This is a genomic window from Trichocoleus sp. FACHB-40 (genome assembly GCF_014695915.1).
In the GTDB taxonomy this organism is placed as follows: domain Bacteria; phylum Cyanobacteriota; class Cyanobacteriia; order Cyanobacteriales; family FACHB-T130; genus Funiculus; species Funiculus sociatus.
This window is the reverse complement of sequence record NZ_JACJPF010000099.1, coordinates 1-15,257: the sequence shown is the minus strand read 5'-3', so window position 1 is coordinate 15,257 and position 15,257 is coordinate 1. Positions and strand designations below refer to the sequence as shown.

7 protein-coding genes and 1 pseudogene are annotated in these 15,257 nt (G+C 44.0%); all 8 read left to right on the top strand.

What is annotated here, in order from left to right:
* Positions 1 to 656: 656 nt before the first annotated feature.
* Positions 657 to 1,940, top strand: coding sequence for a response regulator (locus H6F63_RS22505; RefSeq protein ID WP_190639649.1), 1,284 nt, complete (start codon positions 657 to 659; stop codon positions 1,938 to 1,940).
* Between the two features lie 132 nt (positions 1,941 to 2,072).
* Positions 2,073 to 2,438 carry a response regulator gene (locus H6F63_RS22500; RefSeq protein WP_190422746.1) on the top strand — a complete coding sequence of 122 codons (366 nt, stop codon included), beginning with the start codon at positions 2,073 to 2,075 and terminating at the stop codon, positions 2,436 to 2,438.
* A 34-nt stretch (positions 2,439 to 2,472) separates the two neighbouring features.
* Positions 2,473 to 3,060: a chemotaxis protein CheW gene (locus H6F63_RS22495; protein ID WP_190639648.1), complete on the top strand. Its 588-nt coding sequence runs from the start codon at positions 2,473 to 2,475 to the stop codon at positions 3,058 to 3,060.
* Positions 3,061 to 3,172: 112 nt separating this feature from the next.
* Complete coding sequence (locus H6F63_RS22490) at positions 3,173 to 8,980, top strand: GAF domain-containing protein (protein ID WP_190639647.1); 5,808 nt, start codon at positions 3,173 to 3,175, stop codon at positions 8,978 to 8,980.
* A 230-nt stretch (positions 8,981 to 9,210) separates the two neighbouring features.
* Positions 9,211 to 13,164, top strand: a complete 3,954-nt coding sequence (locus H6F63_RS29520; RefSeq protein ID WP_242020046.1) for a response regulator — start codon at positions 9,211 to 9,213, stop codon at positions 13,162 to 13,164.
* Positions 13,165 to 13,218: 54 nt separating this feature from the next.
* Positions 13,219 to 13,701: a chemotaxis protein CheW gene (locus H6F63_RS22470; protein ID WP_190639646.1), complete on the top strand. Its 483-nt coding sequence runs from the start codon at positions 13,219 to 13,221 to the stop codon at positions 13,699 to 13,701.
* A 147-nt stretch (positions 13,702 to 13,848) separates the two neighbouring features.
* Positions 13,849 to 14,349: pseudogene (locus tag H6F63_RS31160) on the top strand (flagellar assembly protein H); the annotation flags it as partial.
* 59 nt (positions 14,350 to 14,408) lie between these two features.
* Complete coding sequence (locus H6F63_RS22460; protein WP_190639644.1) at positions 14,409 to 14,981, top strand: thermonuclease family protein; 573 nt, start codon at positions 14,409 to 14,411, stop codon at positions 14,979 to 14,981.
* The last annotated feature ends 276 nt before the right edge of the window (positions 14,982 to 15,257 follow it).

The window sequence follows — 15,257 nt, the reverse complement described above, 5'->3', positions numbered from 1 at the left end:
ACCAGCGCTTAGGTTTGGTAAAAGCTGAACGCAAGCGGCATCGAGAAAATACCGCTCGCTCAAAAGAAATCTGGGCTTCCTCTGGTTAAGTTGACACCAATGGGCATTGCCATACCCCTACCAACTACAACTCTCAACCAATAGTTTAAGTTCACTCACCTGTTTATAACTTCCAGTTCTTGGCTTTTGCGTTCCCAGTCTGTTCGCCTAGCAGCAACCCTAGCTTCTACAATCTCTGCAAACCATGTCGGGTAAGGCTTTTTCCTATTGGGTTTGCTCAGCACTAACAGTCAATTACCTACCTAAGCATAGTCTGGACGCAAGAACGCAATTCTTAGGCTAGGGTTAAGTTTTAATAAACTATTTAAAATTGTATGTCACAAAACCCGATCGGCTATAGTTTTTAGTATTAATAAAGATTTAATAATTTTCAATATTGTTTCTTAATTGGTGTAAAGCAAGGTTTTTAGCTTGAGTTAAAATACTCGGATGCTCAAATGGAACCGTAATTTTATAAACTTTTTATAAAGTTATTTTAGTTATTTTATATAAAATTTATATTACGAAATTAAGATCAGAAAATTTACTGATGAAAAAAATCTCATTAATTCTGTATACTTCGTGACATAGGCAGTATTTGAACTAATTTAATAAAAATGAAAGCCACTACATTAAGTTTGGCAAAGATTGTTCAGTTAATAGATTTAGTCAGCCAGCGACAAGGAACGGGGAAATTGCTCCTTGTTAGTGGCGATAAGTTGCAAAACAATACGCCAAGCGATTCGCCGACCGAGGTGCTAAGCCAGAGCGATCGCCAATGGCACTTATACTTCTTTCAAGGGCATCTTTTTTATGCCACTGATAGCCACCACTGCTTCCGCCGTTGGCAAAGGGCGTTGAAGCAATCCTGTCCTGAGTTTGCCCCTGAGGTGTCTTTTGCTAATCAACCTTGGGAGTACCAGGTGCTGGAGGAAGGCATTAAAGAAGGTAGCCTAAATATAAATCAAGTCAAGGCTATTGTTCAAACCAACGCTTTAGAGGTGTTTTTTGAACTGGTTAGTTATCCAGCCCCTCTTACTAGCCATTGGCAACCCTGCAAACTATCAACTACTCCCATAGCTTTGCTTCCAGCAAAACAAGTTTTTCAAAAAGCTCAACAAATGTGGGAACAGTGGCAAGCGAAAGATTTAGAACAAATTTCCCCTAACCTGGCACCTGTTTTAAAACAATCTCCTCAAAAACCAAATCAAGATTCTAAAGAAGCTTCTTTAAGCCTAATTCAGCTGCTCAATAGTCAAAACACCCTTTGGGATATTGCTTATCAGCTGCGGCAACCTGCGTGGGCAGTGACACTATCCTTACTTACCTTGGTTCGTAAGAACCTTGTGGAATTCAAAGAAGTTCCAGATTTACCCAAACCCGTTTCACAAAAGCAAAAGCCTGCTGCTATAAAAGTGGGTGCATCTCCAACGCCAAATCTCTCCGGCCCTTTAATTGCCTGTATTGATGATAGTCCAGTTATTGGTCAGGTATTAGAAAAAATCCTCATACCCGCTGGATATCGGCTGTTGAAGATAACTGAGCCGTTGCAACAGATGGGTATCCTCGCGAACCAAAAGCCAGACTTAATTTTCCTAGACTTAGTAATGCCGGATGCTAACGGCTATAGCCTTTGTGCCTTCTTACGCCAGACGCCAATATTTCAGAAAACGCCGATTATTATCCTCACCAGTCGGGATAACCTAATTAACCGCAGCCAAGCCAAACTTACTGGTGCTGTAGATTTTTTAAGCAAGCCACCAGAACCGAAAAAAGTGCTGCAAGTCATTCAAAAGTATCTGGCTCCAGAAAAAACACCAAAATCTGCTTTGAAATCATCAGCAGCCAACGCAGGTGGAGGGGGAGCAGTGATGAAACAAAGTTTAAACGGCGCTAGTTGAAAACCGTATTAAAGAAAAAATTTATTAAAAGTAAAGCTTGTAGAAACTTGTACTTTTAATAATGTTTTAATGCTGGTTATTCTGATAGATGTAGTAACACGCTAAAATTATCTTTCCTAAGAGGTTAACACCATGCCTACTGCTTTAGTTGTTGAAGATACTTTAACTGAAAGAGAAATTTTTAGTAGCTGTTTGCGACGGGGCGGATTAAATGTTTTGACAGCTAATAATGGAGAAGAAGCCTTAGAAAAAATTCTGGCTTATAAACCTGATGTCATCATTCTAGACGTGGTGCTGCCAGGTCGTAGTGGATTTGAACTATGCCGCGAGCTGAAAGCTGATGCAGAAACTAACAAAATTCCAGTTGTAATGTGTTCCACCAAAGGAACTGATATGGATAAATTCTGGGGTCTGAAACAAGGAGCAGATGCTTACATCCCCAAGCCAGTGGATCAAGAAGAACTGTTGCGTACTGTTAAGCAATTAATTAAAAATTAGCGTTCGCCCTTACTAAAGGGCAAGGAGACAAGCAATGGAATCGGAGTTGTTGCCCACAAACACGACTTTAGCTGAGCTATCTAAAACTCATACCCCAGGACATACAGCAGTTGTGGGACAGCAGTTTTTGCGGTTCCATCTTTTGCCTGATACTACAGCGCTCTTACCTGTGCATCAGATGACGGAAGTATTGACCATTCCCATAAATCAAATTGTGCCTATTCCTCATCTGCCAGCTTGGATAATGGGAGTTTATAACTGGCGTGGTGAAATTTTATGGATGGTAGATTTGGGGCGCTTGGTAGGACTAACCCCTTTATATCAACACGCAATTAGCCGCTCAACCTATACAGTAATTGTGATTCATAGCGCACAGCAAGTGTTAGTAAAACAGCGAATAGGTACCCAAATCACGGGTAGAAAAATGCTGGGACTGGTGGTTAATCAAGTGGAAGATATGGAATGGTACGATCCAAATTTAATCCAATCTCCCCTTCAATCCGCTGTAACTCTTGAACTGCTGCCATTTTTACGAGGTTACTGGATAAGATCCACTGGAGAGATGTTGGTAGTTTTAGACAGCGAATCAGTTTTTGCGGGAATGCCCAACCAAAAAGGTTAATCTTTTTAACCTATTTATTTTTTGAATTTAGTTGGTTTTACCCTATTAAATTCTCAATTTATTAGCCCTGTCAAATAGCCATAATTCTCTATAGCTGAGAGAAGTTTCATATATGCATCAACCATCCGATCCTCAACCTAACACAACCAAAGTCACAACTAACGGTCGCGGTCGCCTAAATGGTCGCAAAGTAACTGCTAAGCATCAAGATCCTATTCCTCTTAAACTAACTGCTACTCAACAAGAATTTAACGAATCCCAGAGCCTTGAGCAAAATGCAGATAACTGGGTGAGGGATGGACTAGAGCAAAAAAAGCAAGAAAAACCTAGTCAGCAGCCGCAAAAACTAAGTTTACCAAAAAGCTCCACCCTCCGCAGCCAATTGCTAACAACAATCCTACCTGTGGTATTGGCACCTCTGGCTATAGCTGGAGCGGCGTTCTGGGCAATAAATAACTATCAGGCAGCTCGTAGCACTGACTCAAAGTTATGGAATGACGCTATGCTATCCTCCGACCTAGCTGGCAGCAAGGTTAAGGATGCTTTTACCGTTCCATCCTCTTTAGCAGAAAATCCTTTAATTATTAATGCTGCTCGCGCTGCTACTAAACCAACCCAAACCGTTCAACCTAATCAGTTAACACCTTCTCAAGCAAAGGTGAATTTGGCAGTTCCAAAACCACCCCAGCCTAGCCCAACATTAAATTATTATTTGCAGGCAACCGCGAAAAAACAGAATTTTCCCGAATTATTGTTTACCGACCAAAATGGGTTAGTTGTTGCTTCAGCGGCTCCTGTTGAAAATACTGTCCAGAGGGGCAATGAATGGTGGCAAAAAGCAAAAAGTGAAGGTCAGTGGATTAGTGAATTTAAGCTTGAGCAAGGCAGAAATCCTAGTATTGAACTGAGCAACGCAATTAAAGATCCAAATTCAGGCGAATTTCTAGGTGTCATTAAGAGTGTAATGACTGCTGCCAACTTTGACGATTTGGCAGTGCCTTTAAAACATATAGGCCTCAGCGCATCGGAAAAAATTCAGATTTTAGCTCCTGCAAGCAAAGCCGTTATCAGCACAATAACGCCTAATGGCACTATTGGCAACGCAGAGCTGCTAGGGGGTGAGCCGATTTTCCAAAAGGCAACAGCTCTGTTAGAAGAACTAAAAGCACAAAAGGCTGTTTTTGGGGAAAAGCCAAGTTTAGGGAGAAAGCCTAGCTATTTTACTACCAGAGATAAACTCCAAGGACTAACTATTATTCCCTTTGTTCACGAACAAGGACAGTTAGTTTTAAGCACCTCCTTCAATCACGACGACAGAAAGTATACCCTTGCCGTAGTTCCCGGCATAGACTTAGTCAGCGTAACCTCGATTGATCTTTCTGAGATTGGAGCCGCAGGGAATGAGCATGCCCTAATATTTGTCCTAATTTTCCTCACACTAGGAGCAGTTGGTACAGGGATTGTAGTGAGTTTAGCACGCCGTTGGTCTGCACCTTTAAAAGAATTAACGGGTACATCAGAGCAGCTAGCGGCTGGAAATTTGGATGCCTACGTTGAACCTCGCGGTACTGCGGAAACCCAAACTTTGGCTCTTAGCTTTAATAACCTGGTGGCTAGAGTCAAAGACTTGTTACGCAAACAAGAATTTGAAGCAAAACGGGCAAAGTTATTTGCTGAGATCGCCACCAGCGCTAGAGAATCGCTAGATGTCAAGGAGGTATTTGAAAAAGCAGTTACTGGCGCTCAACAAATCCTCAACGCGGAACGAATGTTCCTGTATCGCTTCAACCCGGACTGGAGTGGGAATGTAGTTGCTGAAGCAGTGGCACCCAGTTGGCCTTCGTGCTTGAATAAGGTAGTTAATGACACCTACTTTACACAATCAGACGTAGGAGTAGAACTATACCGCAATGGTCGTGTCTTTGTCATTGATAACATTTACAAAGCCAATCTCAATCCTTGCCATATCAGGTTGTATGAGGAATTTGGCATCAAGGCTAATATAATTACGCCAATTGTCAGCGGCGACAAACTACTAGGCTTGATGTGTACCCAGCAGTGTTCATCTCCTCGAAATTGGCAGCAATATGAAGTCGATTTCTGCACGCAGTTGTCCACTCAAGTGGGCCTAGCTTTAGACCGGATTAGCTATTTAGAAAAGAAAGAAGCTGAAGCTAAACAGCAAGAAGTTGAAGCCAAGCGCATACAACTGTGTGCTGATATTGCTACCAGCGCGAGGGAAACTTTAGATGTCAAGGAGGTTTTCCAGAAAGCAGTTACTGGCGCTCAACAAATTCTCAATGTAGAACGGGTGTTTCTGTATCGGTTCAACGCTGACTGGAGTGGGGATATTGTCGCCGAAGCAGTTGCACTTGGTTGGCCTTCTTGCCTGAAGATGCAAGTTAGTGACACATACTTCACCGACTCTAATGTGGGAGTAGAACGGTATCGTAATGGTCGCATATTTGTCATTGATGACATTTACAAAGCCAATCTCACGGATTGTCACGTAGAGTTATATGAGCGACTAAAAATCAAGGCTAATATAATCACGCCGCTAGTTAGTGGCGACAAGTTATTAGGCTTGATGTGTACGCAGCAATGCTCATCTTCTCGGAATTGGCAGCAGTATGAAGTTGACTTTTGTACGCAGTTATCTACCCAAGTAGGCTTAGCTTTAGACCGGATCAATTTCCTTAAACAGAAGGAAGCTGAAGCCAAACAGCAAGAAGTTGAAGCCAAGCGCATACAGCTGTGTGCCGACATTGCTACCAGTGCGAGGGAAACTTTAGATGTTAAAGAGGTGTTTGAAAAAGCGGTGACAGGCGCTCAACAAATCCTCAATGCAGAACGGGTATTCTTATATCGTTTCAACCCGGACTGGAGTGGAATTGTGGTCGCTGAAGCGGTGATGCCAGGTTTGCCTTCGTGCCTGCAAATTAAGGTGACAGATACCTACTTCACCGACTCTAATGTGGGAGTAGAACTCTATCGAAATGGTCGCGTATTTGTCATTGATGACATTTACAAAGGCAAACTCACCCCTTGTCACATTGAATTGTATGAGCGATTAAAAATCAAGGCAAACGTAATTACGCCGGTTGTCAGCGGCGATAAACTACTGGGATTAATGTGTACCCAGCAGTGTTCATCTGCTCGGAATTGGCAACAGTATGAACTCGATTTCTGCACTCAGTTGTCTACTCAAGTAGGATTAGCTTTAGACAGGATAACTTTCCTAGAACAGAAGGAATTTGAAGCCAAACAACAAGAAGTCGAAGCCAAGCGAATACAACTATGTGCCGACATTGCTACTAGCGCTAGGGAAACTCTAGACGTGAAGGAGGTTTTTGCGAAAGCAGTTACTGGCGCTCAACAAATCCTCAACGCGGAGCGAGTATTCCTGTATCGATTCAATCCAGACTGGAGTGGAGATGTTGTTGCTGAAGCAATGATATCAGAATTGCCGACCTGTATGAACCTAACCGTTACTGACACCTACTTTACCGATTCACAGGTGGGGATAGAGAGGTATCGTAAGGGTCGTGTATTTGTCATCAATGATATTTATCAAGCCAATCTGACGGGTTGCCACATTGAGTTGTATGAGCGATTAAAAATCAAGGCAAACGTAATTACGCCGATTGTCAGCGGTGATAAACTACTCGGTTTAATGTGTACCCAGCAGTGCTCAACGTCTCGCAATTGGCAGCAGTATGAAGTTGACTTTTGCACGCAGTTGTCCACTCAAGTCGGGCTAGCTCTAGATAGGATCAATTTCCTGAAACAAAAGGAAGCTGAAGCCAAACAGCGAGAAGTCGAAGCCAAGCTAACACAACTGTTTGCAGACATTGCCAATAGTGCGCGTGAATCTCTAAATGTCCAAGAGGTTTTCGACAAAGCAGTTGTTGGCGCTCAACAAATTCTCAATGCAGAACGAGTGTTCCTGTATCGCTTTAACCCGGACTGGAGTGGAATTGTGGTTGCGGAAGCGATGATGCCGGGATTGCCGAGTTGCATGAATATAAAAGTTGCTGATACCTACTTCACCGACTCGCAGGAGGGGGTAGAACTGTATCGTCAGGGTCGTGTATTTGTCATTGATGATATCTATCAATCGAATCTCACGCCTTGTCACATTGAGTTGTACGAGCGATTAAAAATCAAAGCCAATGCGATCGCCCCGATTGTCAGCGGTGACAAACTACTGGGGTTGATGTGTGTCCAGCAGTGTTCATCTCCTCGGGTTTGGCAGCAGTCGGAAGTCGCCATCTGCACGCAGTTGGCTACTCAAGTCGGCTTAGCGATAGACCGGATTGGCTACTTGGAACAGAAGGAAGCTGAAGCCAAGCGATCGCAACTTTTATCAAATATTACGCTTCGCATTCGCGAATCTCTTAAGCTGGAGGACATCCTTAGCACAACAGTCGAAGAGGTGCGACACGCATTTAACACAGAGCGATTGATCGTCTATCGCTTCGATGCTAACTGGGATGGGACAGTGATCGCAGAATCTGTGGAAACGGGTTGGATGCCCACTCAAGGAGTCAAAATTGAAGACACCTGCTTGAAAGAAACGAGCGGGGGAAGCTACAACAAGGGGCGCATTCGTGCCATTGACGATATTTATCAAGCTGGTTTGAACGATTGTCACATCAAGATGTTGGAGCGCCTTCAAGTCAAGGCCAGCTTGGTTGCGCCGATTATGTTAGACAACGAGCTATTCGGCTTGATAATTGCTCATCAGTGTTCCAAAACTCGCACTTGGCAGAAGGGTGAAATCGATTTGTTCATGCAGTTGGCAACTCAAGTAGGTCTTGCACTGAACCAAGCAACTCTCGTAGAACAGATTCAAACTTTGCTGGCAGCTCAACAGGAAGCTACCCGTCAACAAGCTGAAAATGCCCAACAGCAAAGGTTAGCGAAGGAAGCTCTACAAAAACGGGCGCTGGAACTGCTCTTGGAAGTAGATCCCGTAAGTAAAGGCGACCTTACCATTCGGGCGCAGGTGACTGAGGATGAAATCGGCACTATTGCTGACTCCTATAATGCGACGATATCTAGCTTGCGGAAAATCGTCAATCAGGTGCAAACCGCCGCTAAACAAGTGACAGCAACTACCAGTAGCAATGAAGTTTCTGTCCAAGAGCTATCGGCAGAAGCCCTGCGGCAAACTGAGGAAATTTTAGCGGCGCTGGATCGAATTCAGGAAATGTCCAGCTCAATTCGAGCGGTTGCCGCTAATGCTGAACAAGCGGAAGCTGCTGTGCAACAAGCTACCCAAATTGTGAAAGAAGGTGACGCTGCCATGAACCGGACGGTGAACGGAATTTTGGCAATTCGGGAGACAGTAGCAGAAACTTCTAAAAAGGTCAAGCGTTTGGGCGAATCTTCGCAAAAGATTTCCAAAGTGGTGAACCTGATTGGCACCTTTGCTGCCCAAACCAACTTGTTGGCGTTGAATGCTTCTATCGAAGCTGCCCGCGCTGGGGAAGAAGGTCGAGGCTTTGCTGTGGTTGCGGATGAAGTGCGATCGCTTGCTCGACAATCTGCGGCAGCAACGGCTGAAATTGAAAAGTTGGTAGCAGGCATTCAGGCGGAAACTAATGAGGTGGTTGCAGCGATGGAATCTGGCACCGAGCAGGTGGTAACAGGTACTAAGCTGGTGGATGAAGCCCGCCAGAACCTGAATAAAATTACTGCTGCCAGTGTCCAGATCAGCGCCTTGGTGGAGGCGATCGCTCAAGCTGCGGCGGTGCAGTCAAAAGCTTCCGATGAAGTTACTCAAACCATGAGCAACGTAGCCGCGATCGCCAATAAAACTTCAACAGGAGCTACTGAAGTATCCGCTTCCTTTAAGGAACTGCTGGCGTTGGCTCAAGAACTGCAAGCTAACGTTGGTAAATTCAAAGTGCAATAAGGGTTGAGAGTTGAAAGGTTGAAGGTTATCGCATAGTTGAAAGTTTCAAGGTTGAAGGTTTTAAATAGTTGAGGGTTGAAGGTTTCAATGTTGAAGGTTCAAAAGCCAACCTGCCAACCTACAATTTTCTAACCTGCAACCTTCAACCTTCTAACTTGCAACCTACAACCTGCAACCTACAACCTTCTAACCTATAACCTTCAACCGTTGAAAACCTTCAACTCTTTGATATGGCGATCGACTCTGATATCCGCGACCAAGCCTATCAGTTTTTTATTCAAGAAGCTTCAGAACTGTTGCAACTAATTGAAGCCGAGTTGCTGACACTGAAGACAGAGCGCAGTACCCCTAAAGTTCACAACCTAATGCGTGCCGCCCACTCAATAAAAGGTGGAGCTGCTTGCGTGGGACTGGAAACAATCAAAATCTTAGCTCACCGCCTAGAAGATTTCTTTAAAGCACTCTACAACGAGGAAATTCAGATTGATGATGAATTAGAAACCTTGCTGTTGCAGGCTTATGATTGTCTCCGTCTGCCTCTAATGGATGAAATTACCACTGGTTATTTCAATCCAGAGCAGGCAATGGCAATAGCCGAACCTGTGTTTGCACAAATTGAGGGGCAATTAGGAGATTTTCTGGGAGGAGAAGACCCCATACTCAATTCAGTTGAATTGGGAATAGATATTACCTTATCTATATTTGAAGTGGACGTAGCGCAGGAACTGGATCGCCTTACCAATGTTGTGATCTATCCTGAAGGCAACGAGGTAGCGGGAGAATTACGTGCAATAGCCGACGTATTTACCGGAATAGCAGAACTATTGAATCTGCCAGGATTTGGAGCGATCGCCCAAACTACTATAGCGGCTCTCAATGCTCATCCAGAGCAAACTCTACAAATTGCACAACTAGCATTGGTTGATTTTAAGGCAGGCAGGGAAGCAGTGCTGGCAGGCGATCGCGCTGAAGGCGGTGTCCCCTCCCCTGGTTTAGCACAACTTGCTGTACCCACACCCACGGTACTTACAGTAGGAGAGCTACTTACTCCAGAGAAGACAACAGAGGCAATTCCTTCTGTGGATGAACTTTTTGGAATCTTTGACCTGACATCCCAGATGGAAGAACTAACAACCCGCTCCAATGTTGATGTATCAGATCCGATTTCCGTCATCTCACCAGAGGAAGTCCATGCGATCGTTTTAGTTCCTCAAGAAGGAGAAACATTAACTCCGATTCCTTCTGTGGATGAGATTTTGGCTCTCTGTGCCTCCCCACCCAAAACTACAGAGATTTCCCAGGTTTCTAAAAGTAGCAAATCAGACTGTAGTGCGGTTCTTTCAACAGAAGATAATTTTCTGGTAAGTGAGTTATTGAGTCAAGAGGAAACTATTGATTTCACCTATTCTTTAGAAGACCTCATTGATGATTTTCTGTCTAGCCAGCAAACTCCAGAAAATTCAAATCTATTGGAAGTTGAAGAATTAGAGGTAATGACGATTGCAACAGAAGAAGTTTCAGAAAGTAATTTACTAATTCAAAAAAGTATATTTGATGAAGTTCATTACTTAGAAGAATATTTAACTAACAATTTTTCAGAATTACCAAGTACAGAAATTGCAGATATAGTTGGTGTAAAAACTTCTAGTGACATCACTCCAGAAGAGCAAATTACTAAAATAGAGCTAGCAAAAGAAGAAACTGAGTTGGTTAGAATTCCGCCGCTTCTAGCCACACCAGTTTCAACAGCATCTCAAGAACTGTATTCGGACTTAGTTGAAGCGCCATCCCCAGATAAAATTAAAAAGTTAGTTAAATCAATTGAGAAGGTATTTGACAGTTTGCCTCTGGTAGAAGAGTTTCCTGCTACTTATATCGCACAAAAAGACTCTTTAAAGGAAGTTTCTAATACAACTACTCCCAATTCTGAATTGGGGGATGCTGCCAACAATCAAAAATCTAACCTTCCCGTACCCCCACTATCCAAATCCGCCCGCCAAAATCCAAAAACGATTCTTGAGCCTGCTGTCCAAGAAAACAATGAAGCCACTTCATCCCCCACAAATCCTACCCATCACCTTTCCGTCAGAGTTGATCTAGATCGGCTAGAACGAATGAATAATTTGGTGGGTGAATTATCCATCAATCGAAATAGCCTTTCTCTACAAAATGAGCAATTGCAGGGGACTGTTCAAGAGCTGCTGCGTCGGTTTGGGAAATTTCAGGAAATAGCAAATCATCTTCGCGATTTATCAGACAAGATGCTAGTAGCTCCTTCGAGGGTGCTGTTAGCTGAGCGGCACGAAGTGCGTGACCAGACACGAAAGCTGACTCAGGAAAAGAAAGATTTATCTCTAAACTTTAAAATTTCAGGGGAAGGCAAAGAATCCTTACTCAGCAATGCCAGTTCGCTCAACGGCGGCAACCCACGCACGCGCCTGGCTCCTCAGGACGCACTTCGTGCTGAGGAGCTAACAACACTCAGCACTCAAACTGAGTTTGACTCTCTAGAGATGGACAGCTATGGAGAACTGCACTCCCTGCTGCAAGACACTCTCGAAGAAATGGCGCAACTCGAAGAAATAGTGGGTGACGTTGCACTGCTAACTGGGCAATCCAGCCAGACTATAGAAAGCCAACGTCAAATGGTCACACATCTGCGGGACGATCTGATGTGGGCGCGGATGCTTCCCCTTGGTGAAGTTTTGACTCGCTATCCTCGCACATTACGCGACTTATCCACGACTTACGATAAACCAGTCGATCTGAAATTGAGCGGGACAGGAGTTTTAGTTGATAAAGCAGTCTTGGAAAAACTCTACGACCCTTTATTGCACTTACTTCGTAATGCCTTCGATCATGGCATTGAGCCACCAGAAGTGCGCCGTCAGCAAAAAAAACCGGAGCGGGGTCAGATTGAAATTCGCGCCTACCACCAAGGAAGTCAAACAGTTATTGAAGTGCGGGATGACGGTCAAGGCATCAATTTGGAACGCATCCGCAATCGAGCAGTAGATTTAGGGTTGCTGTCATCAAAACAACTAGCTACAACTTCGACAGATCAACTTTTTGATTTGTTATACGAGCCAGGATTTTCAACAGCAACTCAAGTGAGCGAACTTTCTGGTCGAGGAGTTGGCTTGGATGTGGTGCGATCGCAATTGCGATCGCTCAAAGGCACGGTCACGGTGACATCTACTCTCGGACGAGGTACCACCTTTACCTTACGCATCCCACTGACGCTGACTATTGCCAAATTACTCGTTGGTTTGGTGGGTTCAACTGCCTATGCCTTACCCTCTGACAGCATCGAAGAAATTTTAATTCCTAAATCTGACCAGGTGAAGCGATCTGGGAAACAGAGATTCTTGCACTGGAGGAAGCGAATTGTCCCTGTCTATCATTTATCTGAACTACTAGATTATGCAGTTCCATTGCCGGAATCAATCCCTAGCCAAGCATTGGTAGCCGTTCCTTCTCCAGAAGATTGGGCATCACCGATGCTGCTGCTGCGTCAGGATAATCAATTTCTAGCTTTAGAAATCGACCGCTTAGTCACAGAGCAAGAACTGGTAATTAAACCCTTTGGTGGAGCGATCGCGCCTCCGAGTTATATCTATGGCTGCACTATTTTAGGGGATGGTAGTTTGATTCCAGTGATTGATGGCGCAACTCTTATCAACCAGTTTATTGGGCAAGGTCAGAATGCGCTTGTCACTACCACTTTACCCGATTTGCCAGCTTCTACCCCAATTAAAACTGCATCGACTGATAAAACTAAGGTATCAACCAATACTGCCAAATCTCCCCTAGTTTTAATCGTAGATGACTCAATCGCCCTGCGACAAACCTTAGCCTTGACTCTGCAAAAAGTAGGTTATAGAGTTTTGCAAGCAAGAGATGGTCGCGAAGCTATCGAACACTTGCAGCAAAATTCAAGCATCCAAATGGTAGTTTGTGATATTGAAATGCCTAATATGAATGGCTTTGAATTTCTCAACCATCGTCGTCAAGAACCACTGCTATCAAAAATTCCAGTCATCATGCTGACGAGTCGCAGCAGTGATAAACACCGACAACTAGCGACTCACTTGGGAGCCAGCGCCTACTTCACCAAGCCTTACTTAGATCAAGAATTTTTAGCAGCAATCAAAACTCTTATTGACAAAGAGGGTAATAGGTAATTGGTAACTATCCCTCCCCTCTCTTTTTCTCCCTCTCCCACTCAGCCAAGAGCAATGAGTAATCAACCGGAAACAACATTAGACGCTTCCCATGCTGCACCTCCTCTCAAAGTGCTTGTCTTTAGTATGGGTAGCCTAAACTTGGCTTTGCGCGTTGAGTTAGTCTACAAAGTCCTCAATTCTACGCCCATTTATGGTAGTGGTGTCAATGGGGTGGGGATTGTCCATATGGGCGATCGCGAAGTTACTGTTTTGAATCTACAGCAGCGATTATTTCAATCCTCTAACACTAACGAAAACTATAAACAAGGCTACCTAATCGTTATCCAAAATACAGTAGGTGAACTTTATGGTATCCCCGTTGAAACCGTCCCAGCTTTGATGGATGTACCATTATCCAGCATCCGAGTTTTACCAGAATCTTTCCGTAACGCTGATACTCTAGGGATAGCCAGCCATGTCGCTGTCATTTGTCAATTAGAGACTAATCTAACCTTATTTTTGTTAGATGTTGATAGTACAACCAAGCTTTTTTGAGGAATATAGTTACCAATGGGCGCTCTCAAATTCGCTTGAAAATGGACAGCACTGTCTCTGTGAGTGTTTACCTTGCGGTTGATGTCCGTTCAGGACAGAATTGGATGTAAATAAAGTAATTAAATCCAGCAACTTCGACAAACACGGATGATTGACCATGACCGCTTGTTTAAAGAACTCCTTACCACCTTTTTTGTGGAGTTTATAGACTTATTTTTGCCAGAGGTAGTAACTTGTCTAGAACGCGATCCGATAGAGTTTTTAGATAAAGAAGTCTTTACTGATGTAACCGCTGGAGAACGTTATGAAGCTGATTGAATCGTCAAGGCTCAATTTCGAGGTCAGGAATCTTTTTTCCTAATTCATGTAGAGAACCAAGCAAAAAAATCAACTGACTTTTGCAAGCAGATGTTCCGCTATTTCTCCCGCTTGTCTGAGAAATTTAACGTGCTTGTCTATCCTGTGGTGGTATTTTCGCACACTACTCCCAAAACTCCAGAACCTAACGTTTATTTGGCGACTTTTCCTAATAAAGTTGTTTTGCAGTTCAACTATGATGCCATTCAGCTAAATTAGCTTAATTGGGGAGATTTTGTGCGGCAACCCAATCCAGTTGCTAGTGCGTTAATGGCGAAAATGAACATAGCTATGCCAAGATAGAAAACATCTGTGCTGCTGAAAGCTTCATTATTTATAAATACTTCACGATGACTCGCACGCGAACATTATTTCAGAACTCCCTCAAATTGACTGCTGCTGCTCTCCTTATCCTTAGCTTGGTGGCGTGTGAAGCTATTTTTGGCCCTCCCACGTACCCAGTTAACAACGTTAGCGATGGGGATACTATTAATGTGAAGGATGATGGTGGGAAAAACATCAGCGTGCGCTTTGCTTGCGTGGATGCTCCAGAAATTCCTCACACCAACAAGGAAAAGCAAAGCAAAAAAACAGCGGACAAAAACCAATTTCAGTGGGGATTTAAAGCACAGCAGCGTTTGCAAGAACTGGTGAAACAAGGTGGCGATCGCGTCCGCTTAACTATCACCGATACTGACCAGTATGGGCGCAAAGTGAGTGAGGTGCGCCTGCCTGATGGCACTTTTGTTCAAGAAGTTTTGGTCAAAGAAGGGCTGGTGCTGGTGTATCGCGAATACATAAAAGATTGTCCCAGCGCGGCTATTGTTGAGCAAGCAGAAGCTGAAGCAAAAAAGGCGAGACGCGGTGTCTGGCGAGACACAAAATTTGTGGAACCTTGGGACTGGCGGAGTGCAAGTAAGTAGCGCAATATGCCCTCAGGCTAAAGCCTTGATGCTCCACAAATTCGTGTCCGCCTGCACGGACTTTATAGCGTTTCTCAGTTGGGTGGAATACATTGCAGTTCTAACGTTTGGTAGGGGCATGGCAATGCCCATTGGTGTCAACTTAAAGAACGTTACCTTGGAGGATTTACACTTGTGTAAAGAAAAAAGGAAGGCGCTAGCCACCTGCAAGACCAGAACATACGAAGGAGGGACTAGGCAACACGAAGAGTGTGTGTGAATACAAAAGTTACTCGC

What these genes read in the sequence shown, in the direction of transcription:
- H6F63_RS22470 (WP_190639646.1), top strand. Translation starts at nt 13,219, where the DNA reads ATGAGTAATCAACCGGAAACAACATTAGACGCTTCCCATGCTGCACCT.
- H6F63_RS29520 (WP_242020046.1), top strand. Translation starts at nt 9,211, where the DNA reads ATGGCGATCGACTCTGATATCCGCGACCAAGCCTATCAGTTTTTTATT.
- H6F63_RS22460 (WP_190639644.1), top strand. Translation starts at nt 14,409, where the DNA reads ATGACTCGCACGCGAACATTATTTCAGAACTCCCTCAAATTGACTGCT.
- H6F63_RS22495 (WP_190639648.1), top strand. Translation starts at nt 2,473, where the DNA reads ATGGAATCGGAGTTGTTGCCCACAAACACGACTTTAGCTGAGCTATCT.
- H6F63_RS22505 (WP_190639649.1), top strand. Translation starts at nt 657, where the DNA reads ATGAAAGCCACTACATTAAGTTTGGCAAAGATTGTTCAGTTAATAGAT.
- H6F63_RS22500 (WP_190422746.1), top strand. Translation starts at nt 2,073, where the DNA reads ATGCCTACTGCTTTAGTTGTTGAAGATACTTTAACTGAAAGAGAAATT.
- H6F63_RS22490 (WP_190639647.1), top strand. Translation starts at nt 3,173, where the DNA reads ATGCATCAACCATCCGATCCTCAACCTAACACAACCAAAGTCACAACT.